20 protein-coding genes are annotated in these 18,556 nt (G+C 70.0%); 18 read left to right on the top strand and 2 right to left on the bottom strand.

Annotation, left to right across the window (positions count from 1 at the left end; translation table 11 throughout):
• Nucleotides 1–32 precede the first annotated feature (32 nt).
• From nadA to nadC, 3 genes are read left to right on the top strand one after another with little or no spacing between them, the layout of a single operon-like run.
• Nucleotides 33–1,082: a quinolinate synthase NadA gene (gene nadA, locus DQP57_RS13170; protein WP_112633357.1), complete on the top strand. Its 1,050-nt coding sequence runs from the start codon at nucleotides 33–35 to the stop codon at nucleotides 1,080–1,082.
• Nucleotides 1,079–2,659 (top strand): L-aspartate oxidase, encoded by a 1,581-nt coding sequence (locus DQP57_RS13165; protein ID WP_112633356.1) that lies wholly within the window; start codon nucleotides 1,079–1,081, stop codon nucleotides 2,657–2,659. Before nadA ends, DQP57_RS13165 begins: the two co-directional genes overlap by 4 nt.
• Nucleotides 2,656–3,516: a carboxylating nicotinate-nucleotide diphosphorylase gene (gene nadC / locus DQP57_RS13160; RefSeq protein WP_112633355.1), complete on the top strand. Its 861-nt coding sequence runs from the start codon at nucleotides 2,656–2,658 to the stop codon at nucleotides 3,514–3,516. Before DQP57_RS13165 ends, nadC begins: the two co-directional genes overlap by 4 nt.
• A gap of 151 nt (nucleotides 3,517–3,667) precedes the next feature.
• Here the strand turns inward: nadC and DQP57_RS13155 are convergent, their stop codons facing one another.
• A complete protein-coding gene (locus DQP57_RS13155) occupies nucleotides 3,668–4,081 on the bottom strand; it encodes a nitroreductase family deazaflavin-dependent oxidoreductase (RefSeq protein WP_112633354.1) in 414 nt (137 codons plus the stop codon).
• Between the two features lie 96 nt (nucleotides 4,082–4,177).
• Here DQP57_RS13155 and hisD point away from each other — a divergent pair, with 96 nt between their 5' ends.
• The 9 genes from hisD (at nucleotide 4,178) to DQP57_RS13110 (ending at nucleotide 11,855) form a co-directional block, all read left to right on the top strand.
• Nucleotides 4,178–5,524, top strand: a complete 1,347-nt coding sequence (gene hisD, locus DQP57_RS13150) for a histidinol dehydrogenase (RefSeq protein ID WP_112633353.1) — start codon at nucleotides 4,178–4,180, stop codon at nucleotides 5,522–5,524.
• A complete protein-coding gene (locus tag DQP57_RS13145) occupies nucleotides 5,521–6,660 on the top strand; it encodes a histidinol-phosphate transaminase (protein WP_112633352.1) in 1,140 nt (379 codons plus the stop codon). The genes hisD and DQP57_RS13145 overlap by 4 nt, the downstream gene beginning before the upstream one ends.
• Nucleotides 6,657–7,277 carry an imidazoleglycerol-phosphate dehydratase HisB gene (gene hisB, locus DQP57_RS13140; protein ID WP_112633351.1) on the top strand — a complete coding sequence of 207 codons (621 nt, stop codon included), beginning with the start codon at nucleotides 6,657–6,659 and terminating at the stop codon, nucleotides 7,275–7,277. The genes DQP57_RS13145 and hisB overlap by 4 nt, the downstream gene beginning before the upstream one ends.
• Complete coding sequence (gene hisH, locus DQP57_RS13135; protein WP_112633350.1) at nucleotides 7,274–7,897, top strand: imidazole glycerol phosphate synthase subunit HisH; 624 nt, start codon at nucleotides 7,274–7,276, stop codon at nucleotides 7,895–7,897. The genes hisB and hisH overlap by 4 nt, the downstream gene beginning before the upstream one ends.
• 82 nt (nucleotides 7,898–7,979) lie before the next feature.
• Nucleotides 7,980–8,711: a bifunctional 1-(5-phosphoribosyl)-5-((5-phosphoribosylamino)methylideneamino)imidazole-4-carboxamide isomerase/phosphoribosylanthranilate isomerase PriA gene (gene priA, locus DQP57_RS13130; RefSeq protein ID WP_112633349.1), complete on the top strand. Its 732-nt coding sequence runs from the start codon at nucleotides 7,980–7,982 to the stop codon at nucleotides 8,709–8,711.
• Between the two features lie 6 nt (nucleotides 8,712–8,717).
• Nucleotides 8,718–9,518: an inositol monophosphatase family protein gene (locus tag DQP57_RS13125; protein WP_112633348.1), complete on the top strand. Its 801-nt coding sequence runs from the start codon at nucleotides 8,718–8,720 to the stop codon at nucleotides 9,516–9,518.
• A gap of 1 nt (nucleotide 9,519) precedes the next feature.
• A complete protein-coding gene (gene hisF, locus DQP57_RS13120) occupies nucleotides 9,520–10,317 on the top strand; it encodes an imidazole glycerol phosphate synthase subunit HisF (RefSeq protein ID WP_112633347.1) in 798 nt (265 codons plus the stop codon).
• Nucleotides 10,314–10,661, top strand: a complete 348-nt coding sequence (hisI, locus tag DQP57_RS13115; RefSeq protein ID WP_112633346.1) for a phosphoribosyl-AMP cyclohydrolase — start codon at nucleotides 10,314–10,316, stop codon at nucleotides 10,659–10,661. The genes hisF and hisI overlap by 4 nt, the downstream gene beginning before the upstream one ends.
• A 102-nt stretch (nucleotides 10,662–10,763) precedes the next feature.
• On the top strand, nucleotides 10,764–11,855 hold the full coding sequence (locus DQP57_RS13110; protein ID WP_112633345.1) for a calcium:proton antiporter: 1,092 nt from the start codon (nucleotides 10,764–10,766) through the stop codon (nucleotides 11,853–11,855).
• 3 nt (nucleotides 11,856–11,858) lie between these two features.
• On the opposite strand, the gene DQP57_RS13105 is transcribed toward DQP57_RS13110, so the two are convergent.
• Nucleotides 11,859–12,317 (bottom strand): peroxiredoxin, encoded by a 459-nt coding sequence (locus DQP57_RS13105; protein ID WP_112633344.1) that lies wholly within the window; start codon nucleotides 12,315–12,317, stop codon nucleotides 11,859–11,861.
• 63 nt (nucleotides 12,318–12,380) lie between these two features.
• On the opposite strand from DQP57_RS13105, the gene DQP57_RS13100 reads away from it, so the two are divergent.
• From DQP57_RS13100 to DQP57_RS13075, 6 genes are all read left to right on the top strand, one after another.
• Nucleotides 12,381–13,913 carry an anthranilate synthase component I gene (locus tag DQP57_RS13100; RefSeq protein WP_112633343.1) on the top strand — a complete coding sequence of 511 codons (1,533 nt, stop codon included), beginning with the start codon at nucleotides 12,381–12,383 and terminating at the stop codon, nucleotides 13,911–13,913.
• On the top strand, nucleotides 13,906–14,586 hold the full coding sequence (locus DQP57_RS13095) for a TIGR02234 family membrane protein (protein WP_112633342.1): 681 nt from the start codon (nucleotides 13,906–13,908) through the stop codon (nucleotides 14,584–14,586). The genes DQP57_RS13100 and DQP57_RS13095 overlap by 8 nt, the downstream gene beginning before the upstream one ends.
• A 113-nt stretch (nucleotides 14,587–14,699) precedes the next feature.
• On the top strand, nucleotides 14,700–15,518 hold the full coding sequence (gene trpC, locus DQP57_RS13090; RefSeq protein ID WP_007776189.1) for an indole-3-glycerol phosphate synthase TrpC: 819 nt from the start codon (nucleotides 14,700–14,702) through the stop codon (nucleotides 15,516–15,518).
• Between the two features lie 71 nt (nucleotides 15,519–15,589).
• Nucleotides 15,590–16,852 (top strand): tryptophan synthase subunit beta, encoded by a 1,263-nt coding sequence (gene trpB / locus DQP57_RS13085; RefSeq protein ID WP_205869112.1) that lies wholly within the window; start codon nucleotides 15,590–15,592, stop codon nucleotides 16,850–16,852.
• Nucleotides 16,849–17,664 carry a tryptophan synthase subunit alpha gene (gene trpA, locus DQP57_RS13080; protein WP_112633340.1) on the top strand — a complete coding sequence of 272 codons (816 nt, stop codon included), beginning with the start codon at nucleotides 16,849–16,851 and terminating at the stop codon, nucleotides 17,662–17,664. The genes trpB and trpA overlap by 4 nt, the downstream gene beginning before the upstream one ends.
• Nucleotides 17,661–18,556 (top strand): prolipoprotein diacylglyceryl transferase (locus DQP57_RS13075; protein WP_112633339.1); only part of this gene is annotated, 896 nt, incomplete at its 3' end. The genes trpA and DQP57_RS13075, both read left to right, overlap by 4 nt.

The following is an 18,556-nucleotide window of genomic DNA, read 5'->3' as shown; positions in this document are numbered from 1 at the left end:
GTCGAAAACCTCCTGGGCTGAAAGGAGCCGCCATGACGGTTATCAATCGCATGGACACGCTCGCCGCAAGCATGATTGCCGACATCACGAACTCGCCCATCGGCTACGCCGGGGTGGCCGGTGATGAGCAATGGGCCGCCGAGGTTCGCCGCCTGGCGAAGCTGCGCGGCGCCACCGTGCTGGCGCACAACTATCAGTTGCCCGAGATTCAGGACGTCGCCGATCACGTCGGCGACTCGCTGGCGTTGTCCCGGATCGCCGCCGAGGCGCCCGAGGACACCATCGTGTTCTGCGGGGTGCACTTCATGGCCGAGACAGCCAAGATCCTGAGCCCGGACAAGACGGTGCTCATCCCGGACCAGCGCGCCGGCTGCTCGCTGGCCGATTCCATCACCGCCGACGAACTGCGCGCCTGGAAGGACGAACACCCCGGCGCGGTCGTCGTCTCCTACGTCAACACCACGGCGGCGGTCAAGGCGCTCACGGACATCTGCTGCACCTCGTCCAACGCGGTGGAGGTCGTCGAGTCCATCGACCCGGACCGCGAGGTGTTGTTCTGCCCCGATCAGTTCCTCGGCGCCCATGTGCGTCGCATGACGGGGCGCGAGAACCTGCACGTGTGGGCGGGCGAATGCCACGTGCACGCAGGGATCAACGGCGACGAACTGGGTGACCAGGCCCGCGCCAATCCCGACGCCGAGCTCTACGTGCACCCCGAATGTGGTTGCGCCACTTCGGCGTTGTATCTCGCGGGCGAGGGCGCCTTTCCGCCGGACCGGGTGAAGATCTTGTCTACCGGCGGCATGCTGGAGGCCGCCAACCAGACCCACGCACGCAAGGTGCTTGTCGCCACCGAGGTCGGCATGCTCTACCAATTGCGCCGGGCGGCACCGCAAGTCGACTTCCGCGCCGTCAACGACCGCGCCTCCTGCAAGTTCATGAAGATGATCACCCCGGCGGCCCTGCTGCGTTGCCTGGTCGAGGGGGCCGACGAAGTCGATGTCGACCCCGACGTCGCCGCCGCCGGCCGGCGCAGCGTGCAGCGAATGATCGAAATCGGGCAGCCGGGCGGTGGCGAATGATCGCCCGTCCCCAGTGGACGCACAGCGCCGACGTCGTCGTGATCGGCACCGGCGTCGCGGGATTGGCCGCCGCGCTGGCCGCGCATCGCGCCGGGCGCAGCGTCGTCGTGCTGAGCAAGGCCGACCAGGCGCGGGGCGCGACCGCGACCCACTACGCGCAGGGCGGCATCGCGGTGGTGCTACCGGACAATGACGACTCGGTGGAGGCCCACGTCGCCGACACCGTGGTCGCCGGGGCGGGCCTGTGCGACCCCCAGTCGGTCTACTCGATCGTCGCCGACGGGTACGCCGCGGTCGCCGAATTGGTCGGCGACGGAGCACGATTCGACGAGTCCGCACCGGGCAAGTGGGCGCTGACCCGCGAAGGCGGGCATTCCCGGCGCCGCATCGTGCACGCCGGCGGCGACGCCACCGGCGCGGAGGTGCAGCGCGCCCTCGACCATGCGGCCCGCACGCTGGACATCCGCACCGGTCATGTGGCGCTGCGGGTGCTGCGCGACGGTGCGTCCGTGACCGGCGTCCTGGTGGGCAACCCGGACGGCTACGGAATCATCAGCGCGCCCTCGGTGATCCTGGCCTCCGGGGGCCTCGGGCACCTGTACGGCGCGACCACCAACCCCGAGGGCTCCACCGGCGACGGCATCGCGCTGGGCCTGTGGGCCGGTGTCGCGGTCAGCGATCTCGAGTTCATCCAGTTCCATCCCACGATGCTGTTCTCCCCGGATGCCGCCAGCGGACGGCGGCCACTGATCACCGAGGCCATCCGCGGCGAGGGCGCCAGACTGATTGACCGGCAAGGCGATTCGGTGACGGCGGGCGTTCACCCGATGGGTGATCTGGCGCCCCGCGACGTCGTCGCCGCGGCCATCGACGCCCGGCTCAAGGCGACCGGCGATGCCTGCGTTTTCCTGGACGCGCGGCACATCGGCGACTTCGCCAAGCGGTTCCCGACGGTGACGGCCGCCTGCCGGGCCGCCGGCATCGATCCCGTCCGCCAACCCATTCCCGTGGTTCCCGGGGCGCATTACAGCTGCGGCGGCATCGTCACCGACGTGTACGGCCAGACCGAGCTGCCCGGATTGTTCGCCGCGGGCGAGGTGGCCCGCACCGGACTGCACGGCGCCAACCGGCTGGCGTCCAACAGCCTGCTCGAAGGCCTGGTGGTCGGCGGGCGGGCCGGCAAGGCGGCGGCCGCACATGCGGCGGCGACCGGCCGTGTTCACGCTGTCGCCCCCGAGCCGCTCGTCCACACCGCCCCGCGGCGCGCCGACCTGCAACACGCGATGAGCCGGGACGCCTCGGTGGTGCGCGACGCCGCCGGCCTCACCCGGTTGTCGACCATGCTGGCCCAGGCCAAGGTCCGCCCCGTGTCCGGCCGCCGGGACTTCGAGGATGTCGCGCTGGCCCTCACCGCCCGCGCGGTCACGGCCGCGGCCCTGGCGCGCACCGAGAGCCGCGGTTGCCACCACCGCGCGGAGTACCCGCGGACGGCCTCCGAGCTGGGACGCAGCAACGTGCTGCGCCTGGCCGACGACCAGGGCGCGGTGCTGGTGGAGGCGTTGGCGGCGGTCGTATGACGTCGATGTCGGACTGCGAACTGACCGCCGCGCGCGACACCATCAAGCGCGGACTGGTGGAGGACCTGCGCTACGGACCCGACATCACCACCCTGGCGACGGTGCCCGCCGAGGCGGTGGCGACGGCGTCCATGGTGCCCCGCGAGCCCGGCGTGATCGCCGGCATCGACGTCGCGTTGCTGGTGCTCGACGAGGTGCTCGGCGCCCGCGGCTACGAGGTGGTGGACCGCGTCGAGGACGGTGCCCACCTACAGCCGGGTGAGTCGGTGCTGACGCTGCGAGCCGAGACCCGCGGTCTGCTGACGGCCGAGCGGACCATGCTCAACCTGATCTGCCACCTGTCCGGGATCGCCACCACCACGGCGCACTGGGTGGCCGCCGTGCACGGCACCAAGGCCAAGGTGCGCGATACCCGCAAGACGCTGCCCGGCCTGCGCGTCTTGCAGAAGTACGCGGTCCGGGTCGGCGGCGGGGTCAACCACCGGCTCGGGCTCGGCGACGCCGCCCTGATCAAGGACAACCACGTGGTGGCCGCGGGATCGGTGGTCGACGCGCTGCGGGCGGTGCGGGACGCGGCACCGGAGCTGCCGTGCGAGGTGGAAGTGGATTCGCTCGAGCAGCTCGACGAAGTGCTGCCCGAGAAGCCCGAGCTGATCCTGCTGGACAACTTCCCGGTGTGGCAGACGCAGATGGCCGTGCAGCGCCGCGACGCGCGCGCACCCGCCGTGCTGCTCGAATCCTCGGGCGGACTCAGCATCGACAACGCGGCGGCCTACGCCGCGACCGGGGTGGACTACTTGGCCGTGGGCGCCCTGACCCATTCGGTCCGGGTGCTCGACATCGGCCTCGACATGTAGGTGGGGCTGTGGCGTCCGGTATCGGGCGCGTCGAGTGGGCATCCCGGGCGTTGAGTGTGAATCGTGGGCGGCGCTTCCCGGCGTGTCGCCGCCCTGGGCGCACACCCTGCGCCACCGGCGCACACTCAGAAGGCCTTAACCGAGGCCAGCCTCAGGCGATGTCGGCGACGAACACCCCGATCCGGCGCAGCTGCATGCGCGCCATCGCCGGCAGCCCGTCCCCGTCCGAGCCGGCGGGCAGGATCCGCGGGTTGACCAGGTGCACCGTCCGGTTGCGGCTGAATTGCACGTCGGCCTCGCCGGCGGCCAGCACGTTCTTCACCCAGTTCGTTTTGCCGTGACCCAGCGCGATCGCCAGCACATTGCCCTTGCGGTAGGGCGTGACGACGGTCTCGTACGGCTTGCCGGAGGTGCGGCCGCGATGCTTGATCGTCGCTGTCCCCGGCAGAAAGCGGGCGATCGGCTTGACCGCGGGGTTGAAGTATTTGATCTGAAACCGCTCGAACCAGGGCGGGAACACCATCGGGACGCCCGGGGCGTTGTGGGGGTGATCCTTGGCGGACATGGCGCCTCCCTGGGTCGGCTCTTGCTTTCAGCGCGGGGTATGGCCTCGATACCGGCACTGTACCGGTCGGATATCGACTTGAGTTCCTCTGGGACAATGGACACCGTGAGCCCGACCCAACCGTCGCCGATGGCCCGTATCGACCTGCGGGGCACGGAGTTGACGGCTGCGCGATTGCGGGCGGCGTTGCCCCGCGGCGGCGCCGACGTGGAGGCGGTGCTGCCCAAGGTCCGGCCCATCGTGCAGGCCGTCGCCGAGCGGGGCGCCGAGGCCGCCCTCGAGTTCGGCGCCACCTTCGACGGGATCCGCCCCGCGGCCGTCCGGGTGCCGGGCGCCGCGCTCGAGAAGGCCCTGGCCGAGCTGGACCCGCGGGTGGCCGACGCCCTGCGGGTGATGATCGAACGCACCCGCGCGGTGCACGCCGACCAGCGTCGCACCGACGTGACGACGACGCTGGCCCCGGGCGCGACGGTCACCGAGCGATGGGTGCCCGTCGACCGGGTGGGCCTCTACGTGCCCGGCGGCAACGCCGTCTACCCCTCCAGCGTGGTGATGAACGTCGTGCCGGCCCAGGCCGCCGGCGTCGCCTCGCTGGTGGTGGCCAGCCCACCGCAGGCGCAGTTCGACGGACTGCCGCACCCGACGATCCTGGCCGCGGCCCACTTGCTGGGGGTCGACGAGGTGTGGGCCGTGGGCGGCGCGCAGGCGGTGGCGCTGCTGGCCTACGGCGGCACCGACCTCGACGGCGCCGAGCTGGAGCCGGTCGACATGATCACCGGGCCCGGCAACATCTACGTCACCGCCGCCAAGCGGCTGTGCCGGTCGCGCGTCGGCATCGACGCGGAGGCGGGCCCGACGGAGATCGCGATCCTGGCCGACCACACCGCCGACCCGGCGCACGTGGCGGCCGACCTGATCAGTCAGGCCGAGCACGACGAGATGGCGGGCAGCGTGCTGGTCACCCCCAGCGCGGAGCTGGCCGCGGCCACCGACGCCGAGCTGGCCGCCCAACTGCGCACGACCGTGCACCGCGAACGGGTGACCGCGGCCCTCGGTGGCCGCCAGTCGGCCATCATCCTGGTCGACGACCTGGACGCCGGCGTCACCGTCGTCAACGCCTACGCCGCCGAACACCTGGAGATCCAGACCGTCGACGCGCCGGCCGTGGCGGGCCGGATCCGTTCGGCGGGAGCCATTTTCGTTGGCCCGTATGCGCCGGTGAGCCTCGGCGACTACTGCGCGGGATCCAACCACGTGCTGCCGACCGCCGGCAGCGCCCGGCATTCCAGCGGCCTGTCCGTGCAGACCTTCCTGCGCGGCATCCACGTGGTCGACTACACCGAGGCGGCCCTCAAAGACGTGTCCGGACATGTGATCGCGCTCGCCGAGGCAGAAGACCTGCCGTCACACGGCGAAGCGGTGCGGCGGAGGTTCGAGCGATGACGACCGAGAGGCCCACCCTCGATGACCTGCCGCTGCGCGACGACCTGCGCGGTAAATCGCCTTACGGCGCACCGCAATTGGATGTCCCGGTGCGACTGAACACCAACGAGAATCCGCACCCGCCCAGCAAGGCGCTCGTCGACGACGTGGTGCGCTCGGTGGGCGCGGCCGCCGCGGACCTGCACCGGTATCCCGACCGCGACGCGGTGGCCCTGCGCACCGACCTGGCCGCCTACCTGAGCGCCCAGACCGGTGTTGCGCTCGGAGTCGAAAACCTATGGGCGGCAAACGGTTCCAACGAGATTCTGCAGCAATTGCTGCAGGCGTTCGGCGGCCCGGGGCGCAGTGCCATCGGGTTCGTCCCGTCCTACTCGATGCACCCGATCATCGCCGACGGCACCCGCACCGAATGGCTGCATGCCACCCGCGCCGACGACTTCAGCCTGGACGTGGATACCGCCGTGGCCGCCATCACCGATCGCCGTCCCGATGTGGTGTTCGTCGCCAGCCCGAATAATCCGTCCGGCCAAAGCGTTTCGCTGCCGGACCTGCGGCGGTTGCTCGACGTGGTGCCCGGCATCCTGATCGTCGACGAGGCCTACGGTGAATTCTCTTCGCAGCCCAGCGCGGTCGGGCTGGTGGCGGAGTATCCGACCAAGCTGATCGTCTCGCGCACCATGAGCAAGGCGTTCGCGTTCGCCGGCGGCCGGCTCGGTTATTTGATCGCCACGCCGGCGGTGATCGACGCGATGCTGCTGGTGCGGTTGCCGTATCACCTGTCGGTGCTCACCCAGGCCGCCGCGCGGGCGGCCCTGCGGCACGCCGACGACACGCTGGGCAGCGTGGCGACCCTGATCGCCGAACGCGAACGCGTCGGGGCGGCGTTGACCGGCATGGGTTTTCGGGTGATCCCCAGCGACGCCAACTTCGTGCTGTTCGGCGAATTCGCCGACGCGCCGGCCACCTGGCAACGCTACCTGGACGCCGGCGTGCTGATCCGCGACGTCGGAATCCCCGGCTACCTGCGCGCCACCACCGGGCTGGCCGAGGAGAACGACGCGTTCCTGCGCGCCAGCGCACAGATCGCCGCCACCGAACTGGCACCCGAGACCCCCAGCCCTGTAGGAGCACCGTGACAGCCACCGCCACCCGACGTGCGCGCATCGAGCGCCGCACCAAGGAATCCGACATCGTCGTCGAACTCGACCTCGACGGCACCGGCCAGGTAGACATCGACACCGGTGTGCCGTTCTTCGACCACATGCTCACCGCCCTGGGCAGCCACGCCAGCTTTGACCTGACCGTGCGCACCAAGGGCGACGTCGAGATCGAGGGGCACCACACCATCGAGGACACCGCGATCGCGCTGGGCACCGCACTCGGCCAGGCCCTGGGCGACAAGCGCGGCATCCGCCGGTTCGGCGACGCCTTCATCCCGATGGACGAGACGCTGGCCCACGCCGCGGTCGACGTGTCCGGGCGGCCCTACTGTGTGCACAGCGGGGAACCGGATCACTTGCAGCACACCACCATTGCCGGCAACTCGGTGCCTTATCACACCGTCATCAACCGGCACGTGTTCGAATCGCTGGCCATGAACGCACGCATCGCGCTGCACGTGCGCGTCCTGTACGGGCGCGATCCGCACCACATCACCGAAGCGCAGTACAAGGCGGTTGCCCGGGCGTTGCGCCAGGCGGTCGAGTCCGACCCCCGCGTCTCGGACGTGCCCTCCACCAAAGGGGTGCTGTGACGGCACCCAAGAAAGTCGTTGTCCTCGACTACGGCTCGGGCAACCTGCGGTCGGCTCAGCGCGCGCTCGAGCGGGTCGGTGCGTCGGTGGAGGTGACCGGCGACGCCGATGCCGCGGCCGCCGCCGACGGACTGGTGGTGCCCGGCGTCGGTGCCTACGAGGCCTGCATGACGGGACTGCGCGGCATCGGCGGCGACCGCATCATCGCCGAGCGGGTCGCCGCCGGGCGCCCGGTGCTGGGCGTCTGCGTCGGCATGCAGATCCTGTTCGCCCACGGCGTCGAATTCAGTGTGGAAACCGCGGGGTGCGCGCAGTGGCCGGGATACGTCACGCGGCTGCAGGCGCCGGTCATCCCGCACATGGGCTGGAACGTCGTCGAATCCGGGCCCGGGACCGTGCTGTTCAAGGGACTCGACCCCGATACCCGGTTCTACTTCGTGCATTCCTATGCCGCCCAGCAATGGGAAGGCTCGCCGGATGCGGTGCTGACGTGGGCCACCCACGAAGGCCCCTTTCTGGCCGCGGTCGAGGACGGGCCGTTGTCGGCCACCCAGTTCCACCCGGAAAAGAGCGGGGATGCCGGCGCGGCCGTGTTGAGCAATTGGGTCCAGGGATTGTGAAGGACCACGCGCAAGCGCTTTTCGTCAAGCACCAGCCGCGCGCGCACGTAACCCGTTGCGCGCCCGGCACACAGGAGGAGATGTGTTGATCTTGTTGCCCGCGGTCGACGTGGTCGACGGCCGTGCCGTGCGTTTGGTACAGGGCAAGGCGGGCAGTGAAACCGAATACGGCTCGGCGCTGGACGCCGCGCTGACCTGGCAGCGCGACGGGGCCGAATGGATCCATCTGGTGGATCTGGATGCCGCGTTCGGGCGTGGTTCCAACCGGGAACTGCTGGCCGAGGTGGTCGGCAAGCTCGACGTGCTGGTGGAGCTGTCCGGCGGCATCCGCGACGACGACTCGCTGGCCGCGGCCCTGGCCACCGGCTGCGCCCGGGTGAACCTGGGCACGGCGGCCCTGGAAAACCCGCAATGGTGCGCCCGCGCGATCGCCGAGCACGGCGACAAGGTCGCGGTGGGCCTGGACGTGCAGATCGTCGACGGCGAACACCGGCTGCGCGGGCGGGGCTGGGAGACCGACGGCGGTGACCTGTGGGAGGTGCTGGAACGCCTTGACGGGCAAGGCTGTTCGCGTTTCGTGGTCACCGACGTGACCAAGGACGGCACGCTGGGCGGGCCGAATCTTGACCTGCTGGCGTCGGTGGCCGAGCGCACCGACGCCCCGGTGATCGCCTCCGGCGGCGTCTCCAGCCTCGACGACCTGCGCGCGATCGCCACCCTCACCGGCCGCGGCGTCGAGGGCGCCATCGTGGGCAAGGCCCTCTACGCCGGGCGCTTCACCTTGCCGCAGGCGCTGGCCGCGGTGGCGGAGTAACACCGCATGGACGTGCACGCGTTGGTGGCGCAGGCGTCGGCGATTCTCGACGACGCGACCGAGCCATTCCTTTCCGGGCACCGCGCCGATTCCGCGGTCCGCAAGAAGGGCAACGACTTCGCCACCGACGTCGACCTCGCGATCGAGCGACAGGTGGTCGCCGCGCTCGTCGAGGCCACCGGGATCGGGGTCCACGGCGAGGAATTCGGCGGTTCGGCCGTCGACTCGCCCTGGGTGTGGGTGCTGGACCCCGTCGACGGCACCTTCAACTACGCGGCCGGATCGCCGATGGCCGGGATCCTGCTGGGCCTGCTGCACCACGGCGATCCGGTGGCGGGGCTGACCTGGCTGCCGTTCTTCGACCAGCGCTACACCGCGGTGACGGGTGGCCCGTTGCGCAAGAACGGGGTGCCGCAGCCGCCGCTGACCTCCATCGACCTGGCCGACGCGCTGGTCGGGGCGGGCTCGTTCAGCGCCGACGCCCGCGGCCGGTTCCCGGGCCGCTACCGAATCGCGTTGCTGGAGAACCTCAGCCGGGTCTCGTCGCGGTTGCGCATGCACGGCTCCACCGGCCTTGACCTCGCGTTCGTCGCCGACGGAATATTGGGTGCGGCAATAAGTTTCGGCGGCCACGTGTGGGATCACGCCGCCGGGGTCGCGCTGGTGCGAGCCGCCGGCGGTGTCGTCACCGACCTGGCCGGCCAGGCGTGGACACCCGCGTCGGATTCGGCGGTGGCGGCGGGCCCCGACGCCCACGCCGAGATCCTCGAAATCCTGCGCGCCACGGGCCGACCGGAGGACTACTGAGATGCCCCCCAATCCCAACGGCCTTGCCGTGCGCGTGATCCCGTGCCTGGACGTCGACGACGGCCGCGTGGTCAAGGGGGTCAACTTCGAAAACCTGCGCGACGCGGGCGATCCCGTGGAGCTGGCGGCCGCCTATGACGCCGAAGGCGCCGACGAGCTCACCTTTCTCGACGTGACGGCGTCGTCGTCGGGACGGGCGACCATGCTCGACGTGGTGCGCCGCACCGCCGAGCAGGTCTTCATCCCGCTGACCGTCGGCGGCGGGGTGCGCACGGTCGCCGACGTCGACGTGTTGCTGCGCGCGGGCGCCGACAAGGTGTCCATCAACACCGCCGCGATCGCCCGGCCCGAGCTGCTGGCCGAGATGGCGCGCCAGTTCGGTTCCCAGTGCATCGTGCTGTCCGTCGATGCCCGCACCGTGCCCCCGGGCGCCGTGCCGACGCCGTCGGGCTGGGAGGTCACCACCCATGGCGGGCGCCGGGGCACCGGTCTGGATGCGGTCGAATGGGCTTCGCGCGGAGCCGATTTGGGGGTGGGGGAGATCCTGCTGAACTCGATGGACGCCGACGGCACCAAAGCGGGCTTCGACTTGGAGATGCTGCAGGCGGTGCGTTCGGCGGTCACGGTGCCGGTCATCGCCAGCGGCGGCGCCGGAGCGGTCGAGCATTTCGCGCCGGCGATCGCGGCCGGCGCCGATGCGGTGTTGGCGGCCAGCGTGTTCCACTTCCGGGAGCTGACCATCGGGCAGGTGAAGGCGGCGATGGCCGAGGCGGGGATCCCGGTAAGGATGGCCCGATGACGCTCGACCCGCAGATCGCCGCGCGGCTGAAGCGCAACGCCGAGGGCCTGTTCACCGCCGTCGTGCAGGAGCGCGGCAGCGGTGACGTGCTGATGGTCGCCTGGATGGACGACGCGGCGCTGGCCCGCACCCTGGAAACCCGTGAGGCGACCTATTATTCGCGGTCCCGCGGCCAGCAGTGGATCAAGGGAGCGACCTCCGGTCACACCCAATACGTCCACTCGGTGCGCCTGGACTGCGACGGCGACGCGGTGCTGCTGACGGTCGACCAGGTCGGCGGGGCGTGTCACACCGGCGACCACAGCTGCTTCGACGCCGACGAGCTGCTGCCGCCGCAGCGCTGACCCTACGACGCGGTCCGACGCCGGGCCGGTGGGCGCGGCCGGACGTGTCAAGGGTCACCTTTGGCGGGCATGGGCCCACGACATCGACAAGAATGGTGGTCAATGTCGAAATGGTCGTCCTGGAACATCGTCGTGCCGGTGCTTTCCGTCGTCGTGCTGGCACTGATCTGGGGCGAGACGCTCGGGCCGGTGCTGGTCGGGCTGACGGCGCTGTTTCTCATCGGCGCGGTGGTCGCCGCGGTGCATCACGCGGAGGTGGTCGCGCACCGGGTCGGTGAGCCGTTCGGGTCGCTGGTGCTCGCGGCGGCGGTGACGGTCATCGAGGTGGCCCTGATCGTCGAGCTGATGGCGTCGGGCGGCAACGAGACGGCCACGCTGGCCCGCGACACCGCGTTCGCCGCGCTGATGATCACCACGAACGGCATCGCCGGGCTGTCGCTGCTGCTCGGCTCGCGGCGCTACGGCGTGACGTTGTTCAACGCCGAGGGCAGCGGCGCCGCGCTGGCCACGCTGACCACCCTGGCGACGCTGAGCCTGGTGCTGCCGGCGTTCACCACCACGACCGTGGGCAAGGAGTTCTCGCCCGGCCAGCTCGCCTTCGCCGCGGTCGCCTCGCTGCTGGTCTACCTGATGTTCGTCTTCACCCAGACGGTGCGGCACCGCGACTTCTTTCTGCCGATCGCGCAGAAGGGCCAAAAGAGCCTGTTCACCGACGAAAGCCACGCCGAACCGCCGACCACCCGCGCGGCGCTGACCAGCCTGGGGCTGATGCTCGGCGCCCTGGTGGCGGTGGTGGGCCTGGCCGAGGAGGAGTCACCGGCCGTCGAGAAGGCGGTGACCGCGGTCGGCTTCCCGCAGTCGTTCGTGGGGGTGATCATCGCGGCGCTGGTGCTGCTGCCCGAGACGCTCGCGGCGGTGCGCGCGGCGCGGAAGGGCCGCATCCAGATCAGTTTGAACCTGGCGTATGGCTCGGCGATGGCCAGCATCGGGCTCACCATTCCGGCGATCGCCCTGGCGTCGATATGGCTCAAGGGGCCGCTGGTGCTCGGCCTCGGCGCCATCCAGCTGGTGCTGCTCGCGCTGACCGTGGTGATCAGCGTGTTGACCGTGGTGCCGGGCCGGGCCACCCGCCTGCAGGGCGAGGTGCATCTGGTGCTGCTGGCCGCCTACGTGTTCCTGGCGGTCAGCCCCTGACGGTCACGCCCGCGCGCGCAGCGTCGCCAGCGCCTTGTCGGCGTGGCTGTCCATGTTGAATTCGCTGGAGATCACCTCGAGCACCGTGCGGTCGGTGTCGATGACGAACGTGGTGCGCTTGACCGGCATCAGCTTGCCCAGCAGGCCGCGCTTGACGCCGAACTGGGTGGCGACGGCGCCGTCGGTGTCCGACAGCAGCGGGTAGTCGAACTTCTGCAGGTCGGCGAACTTGGCCTGCTTGTCCACGGCGTCGGCGCTGATGCCCACCCGGTTGGCCCCGACCGCGGCGAACTCGGCGGCCAGGTCGCGGAAGTGGCACGCCTCCTTGGTGCAGCCGGGTGTCATCGCGGCCGGGTAGAAGAACAGCACGACGGGCCCGCCGGAGAGCAGTTCGCTGAGCTTGCGCGGCGTCCCGGTCTGATCGGGCAGTTCGAAGTCCGCGACGGTGTCACCAGGTTTCATGGCGGACACGCTACGCCGGACGCTGTCCGGCTCGGTTGTGTACGCGTCTGGGAGGATGGATCGGTGCACGCCCACCTCGCCGCGACGACCTCACGAGAGGACTTTCGCCAGCTGGCGGCCGAGCACCGCGTGGTCCCGGTGACCCGCAAGGTGCTGGCCGACAGCGAGACCCCGTTGTCGGCCTACCGCAAGCTCGCCGCCGACCGTCCGGGCACGTTTCTGCTGGAGTCGGCCGAGCACGGCCGTTCCTGGTCGCGGTGGTCGTTCATCGGCGCGGGGTCGCCGTCGGCGCTGACCGTGCGCGACGGCGAAGCCGTGTGGCTGGGCGTGGTGCCGCAGGACGCGCCGACCGGGGGCGACCCGCTGCAGGCCCTGCGCACCACGTTGGAGGTGCTGGCCACCGGCCCGCTCGAGGGCCTGCCGCCGCTGTCGGGCGGCATGGTCGGGTTCTTCGCCTACGACATGGTGCGGCGCCTGGAACGGCTGCCCGAACTGGCCGTCGACGACCTCAAGCTCCCCGACATGTTGCTGCTGCTGGCCACCGATGTGGCGGCGGTCGACCACCACGAGGGCACGATCACGCTGATCGCCAACGCGGTGAACTGGAACGGGACCGACGAGCGCGTCGACGAGGCCTACGACGACGCCATCGCCCGCCTGGACGTGATGACCGCGGCGCTGGGTCAGCCGTTGTCGTCCACGGTCGGCACGTTCGAGCGGCCCGAGCCGCGCTACCGCGCGCAGCGCAGCGTCGAGGAGTACGGCAAGATCGTCGACTACCTCGTCGAGCAGATCGCCGCGGGTGAAGCCTTCCAGGTGGTGCCGTCGCAACGGTTCGAGATGGACACCCACGTCGACCCGATCGACGTCTACCGGATGTTGCGGGTCACCAATCCCAGCCCCTATATGTATCTGCTGCATGTGCCGAATGGCACTGGGGGAACTGACTTTTCGATCGTCGGCTCCAGCCCGGAGGCGTTGGTCACCGTCGCCGACGGCACCGCGACCACCCACCCGATCGCGGGCACCCGGTGGCGCGGGGACACCGACGAGGAGGACCAGCTGCTGGAAAAGGAGCTGTTGGCCGACGAGAAGGAACGCGCCGAGCACCTGATGCTGGTCGACCTGGGCCGCAACGACCTGGGCCGGGTCTGCGCGCCGGGCACCGTGCGCGTGGAGGACTACAGCCACATCGAGCGCTACAGCCACGTCATGCACCTGGTGTCGACGGTGACCGGCACCCTCGGCGAGGGTCGTACCGCCCTGGATGCGGTGACGGCCTGCTTCCCGGCCGGCACCCTGTCGGGCGCGCCGAAGGTCCGGGCCATGGAGCTGATCGAAGAGGTGGAAAAGACGCGCCGCGGCCTGTACGGCGGCGTGGTGGGTTATCTGGACTTCGCCGGCAATGCCGACTTCGCGATCGCCATCCGCACCGCCCTGATGCGCGACGGCACCGCGTACGTGCAATCCGGTGGCGGGGTGGTGGCGGACTCCAACGGCCCCTACGAGTACACCGAGGCGACCAACAAGGCCCGCGCGGTGCTCAGCGCGATCGCCGCCGCCGAGACGCTGACCGAACCCGCGGGCCATGAGTGAGGCCGACACCGGCCGTCCGGCCGGCCGCTGGCTGATTCGGATCGCCCAGCTCGTGCTCGTGGTCGCCGCAGGGGCGTTGTGGGTGGCCTCCCGCCTGCCGTGGGTCGTCATCCGTTCGTTCGACGGGCTCGGGCCGCCCAAGCAGGTGACCTTGGCCGGGGGCACCTGGTCGACGGCGCTGTTGCCGTTGGCGCTGCTGCTGCTGGCCGGGGCCGTCGCCGCCATCGCCGTGCGGGGGTGGCTGCTGCGCGCGCTGGCGGGGCTGCTGGCGGTGATCAGCCTGGCGGTCGGCTACCTCGGGGTCAGCCTGTGGGCGCTGCCCGACGTGGCGGTCCGCGGCGCCGAACTGGGCCACGTGTCGGTGATGTCGCTGGTCGGAAGCGAGCGGCGGTACTGGGGCGCGGGCGTCACGGTGGCGGCCGCCGCGTGCACGCTGATCGCGGCCGTCCTACTCATGCGGTCCGCGTCGGACTCGGTATCCACCCGCTCGAGCGCGAGAAAGTACGCGACACCGGCGACGCGCCGGTCGATTGTGCAACGCGAAGAGGCCGACGGGGCGATGCTGGAGCAGCCGGAGACGCCGGGAATGTCGGAGCGGATGATCTGGGACGCGCTTGACGAGGGGCGCGACCCGACCGATCGGGCAGGCGAGTCTGACACCGAGGGTCGGTGACGGACCGCAAGCCGCGGGCCGCTACCCTTCATTCACGTCGTCGCAATCGGCTGGGGACACCACAGTGGCCGTGGGATGACAGCGGACGAACAGGGCGAAGGGAAACGACAGGCATGAGTCCGGCAACCGTGCTTGACTCCATCCTCGAGGGAGTCCGGGCCGACGTTGCCGCGCGCGAAGCGCTCATCAGCCTGTCCGAGATCAAGGCCGCCGCGGCGGCCGCGCCGCCGCCACGCGACGTGATGGCCGCTCTGCGCGAGCCCGGAATCGGCGTCATCGCCGAAGTCAAGCGTGCCAGCCCGTCGGCGGGTTCTTTGGCGACCATTGCCGATCCGGCCAAGCTGGCCCGGGCCTACGAAGACGGCGGCGCCCGCATCATCAGCGTCTTGACCGAGGAGCGACGTTTTCACGGCTCGCTCGACGACCTCGACGCGGTGCGCGCGGCGGTCTCGATACCGATTCTGCGCAAAGACTTTGTGGTGCAGCCTTATCAGATCCACGAGGCGCGCGCGCACGGCGCCGACATGCTGCTGCTGATCGTCGCCGCGCTGGAGCAGTCGGCGCTGGTGTCGATGCTGGACCGCACCGAATCGCTGGGCATGACGGCGCTCGTCGAGGTGCACACCGAAGAAGAAGCCGACCGGGCACTGAAGGCCGGCGCCAACGTAATCGGTGTCAACGCCCGCGATCTGGCGACGCTCGAGGTGGACCGGGATTGCTTCGCGCGCATCGCTCCCGGGCTGCCCAGCAACGTGATCAGGATCGCCGAATCAGGCGTGCGCGGTACCGGGGACCTGCTGGCGTACGCCGGTGCGGGTGCCGACGCCGTGTTGGTCGGCGAAGGTCTGGTCAAAAGCGGTGACCCGCGCGCCGCGGTCGCCGACCTGGTCACCGCGGGCACCCATCCGTCCTGTCCGAAACCGGCTCGCTAGTCGCTTCGTCACTGAAGAGCCCCCCGCGCTGATACGTTGAACCCCATGAGCCATCCCCGCGTAGAGCATTGGTGATGGTGGACCTGTCCCGCCCGGACCTTCCGCATCCGAGCGCAGCCATCGCCGAACCCACCCGCCACGAACCCGATGCGGGTGGCCATTTCGGTGTCTATGGCGGCCGCTATGTCGCCGAGGCGTTGATGGCCGTGATCGAAGAGGTGACCGCCGCCTACGAGAAGGAACGGGTCAACCAGGATTTCCTGGACACGCTGGACTACCTGCAGGCGCATTACGCCGGCCGGCCCTCACCCCTGTATGAGGCGCCGCGGCTGTCCGAACACGCCGGCGCGCGCATCTTCCTCAAGCGAGAAGACCTGAACCACACCGGTTCTCACAAGATCAACAACGTGCTCGGACAGGCGTTGCTGGCGCAGCGGATGGGCAAGAAGCGGGTGATCGCCGAGACCGGGGCGGGGCAGCACGGCGTCGCGACCGCCACCGCGTGTGCCTTGCTTGGGCTGGACTGCGTGATCTACATGGGCGCCGTGGACACCGAGCGCCAAGCGCTCAACGTGGCGCGGATGCGCCTGCTGGGGGCGACGGTCGTGTCGGTCGAGAGCGGTTCGAAGACGCTCAAGGACGCCATCAACGAGGCGTTTCGGGATTGGGTTACCAATGCCGACAACACCTTCTACTGCTTCGGCACGGCGGCGGGCCCGCATCCCTTCCCCGCCATGGTGCGCGACTTTCAGCGCATCATCGGCCTCGAGGCGCGCGCCCAGATCCAGGCTCAGGCCGGACGCTTGCCCGACGCGGTGGTGGCCTGCATCGGCGGCGGATCCAACGCCATCGGCATCTTTCACCCGTTCATCGACGATCCGGGTGTGCGGCTGGTGGGATTCGAGGCGGCCGGCGACGGTGTCGAAACCGGAAGGCACGCCGCGACCTTCAGCGGCGGCTCGCCCGGGGCGTTTCAGGGATCGTTCTCGTATCTGCTGCAGGACGAGGATGGCCAGACGATCGAATCCCATTCCATCTCAGCCGGTCTCGATTACCCCGGCGTGGGTCCCGAACACGCGTACCTGCGCGAGATTGGGCGTGCCGAGTACCGTCCGATCACCGACTCGGAGGCGATGGAGGCGTTCCGCGTCCTGTGCCGGACCGAAGGGATCATCCCGGCGATCGAATCCGCGCACGCCGTAGCGGGCGCGCTGAAATTGGGCCCCGAATTGGGACCGGGAGCGATCGTCGTGGTGAACCTGTCCGGGCGCGGTGACAAGGACGTCGAGACGGCCGCGAAGTGGTTCGGGCTGCTGGGGTCCAGCGATCGATGAGTGTCAAGCAAAGCGAAGCGAGCAGGCTTCAGTCGATATTCGACGGCTGCCGCAACGACAACCGGGCGGCGCTGATCGGCTACCTTCCCACCGGTTACCCCGACGTGCCGACATCGGTGAACGGGATGACCGCGCTGGTCGAATCGGGTTGTGACATCATCGAAGTCGGCGTCCCCTATTCCGATCCGGGCATGGATGGCCCCACCATCGCGAAGGCGACCGAGACCGCGCTGCACGCCGGCGTGCGCGTGCGCGACACGCTTGCCGCGGTCGAGGCGATCAGCGCGGCCGGTGGACATGCCGTGGTGATGACCTACTGGAACCCCGTGTTGCACTACGGCGTTGACGCGTTCGCTCGGGATCTGGCCTCGGCGGGGGGGTACGGCCTGATCACTCCCGATCTCATCCCCGATGAGGCGGCGCAGTGGCTGGCGGCATCGGACGGGCATGGGCTGGACCGGATTTTCCTGGTGGCGCCGTCCTCGACCCCGCAGCGGTTGGCGATGACGGTCGAGGCGTCGCGTGGATTCGTCTACGCCGCTTCGACGATGGGGGTGACGGGGGCGCGTGATGTCGTGTCCAACGCCGCGCCCGAGTTGGTGAGCAGGGTCAAAGAGGTATCCGACATACCCGTCGGGGTGGGTCTGGGGGTGCGGTCGGGAGAGCAGGCCGCCCAGATCGGCAGCTACGCCGACGGTGTCATCGTGGGGTCCGCATTGGTGACGGCATTGGGGGACGGGGGGTTGACTGCATTGCGCACGCTGACTGAGGAACTCGCCGCCGGTGTTCGTCGGGGGGCGTCGGCCTCGTGACGAAGCTGCTGGCCTACTTCCCGAGCCCGCCGCAGGGTGTATGGCACCTGGGGCCGCTGCCCATCCGGGCCTACGCGCTGTTCATCATCGCCGGCATCGTGGCGGCGCTGTTGATCGGCGACCGGCGCTGGGAGGCGCGCGGTGGCGAGCGCGGCGTGATCTATGACATCGCGCTGTGGACGGTGCCGTTCGGATTGGTCGGAGGTCGGCTCTACCACCTGGCCACCGACTGGCGAACGTATTGGGGGCCGGGCGGCGCGGGACTCGGTGCGGCCGTGCGCATTTGGGACGGCGGCCTGGGCATCTGGGGCGCGGTGGCACTCGGCGGCGTCGGCGCCTGGATCGGCTGCCGCCGGCGCGGGATACCCCTTCCGGCCTTCGCCGACGCGCTGGCACCGGGAATCATTCTGGCGCAGGCGATCGGCCGGCTGGGTAACTACTTCAACCAGGAGCTCTACGGCCGCGAAACGACGCTGCCCTGGGGTCTGGAGGTCTTCTACCGCCGCGACCCCACGGGATACATCGACCCGCACTCGCTGGACGGCATCTCGACGGGCCAGATCGCCTTCGTGGTGCAGCCGACGTTTCTCTACGAATTGATTTGGAACGTCCTGGTTTTCGTGGCCCTGATCTATGCCGACCGGCGCTTCACGCTGGGCCACGGCCGGCTGTTCGCGCTGTACGTGGCGGGCTATTGCGTCGGGCGGTTCGGCGTCGAGCTGCTGCGCGACGATACCGCCACCCACATCGCCGGCATCCGGATCAACTCGTTCACATCGACTTTCGTGTTCATCGGGGCCGTGGTGTATCTGATGGCGGCGCCCAAGGGCCGCGAAGATCCCGAGAGCCTGCGCGGCAACGAATACCTCGATGAGGAAGCGGCGGAGGCCGA

This window comes from Mycobacterium colombiense, assembly GCF_003284935.1.
Lineage (GTDB): Bacteria > Actinomycetota > Actinomycetes > Mycobacteriales > Mycobacteriaceae > Mycobacterium > Mycobacterium arosiense_A.
Note: the sequence above shows the minus strand (reverse complement) of the source record. Positions and strands in the feature narration are given on the sequence as shown.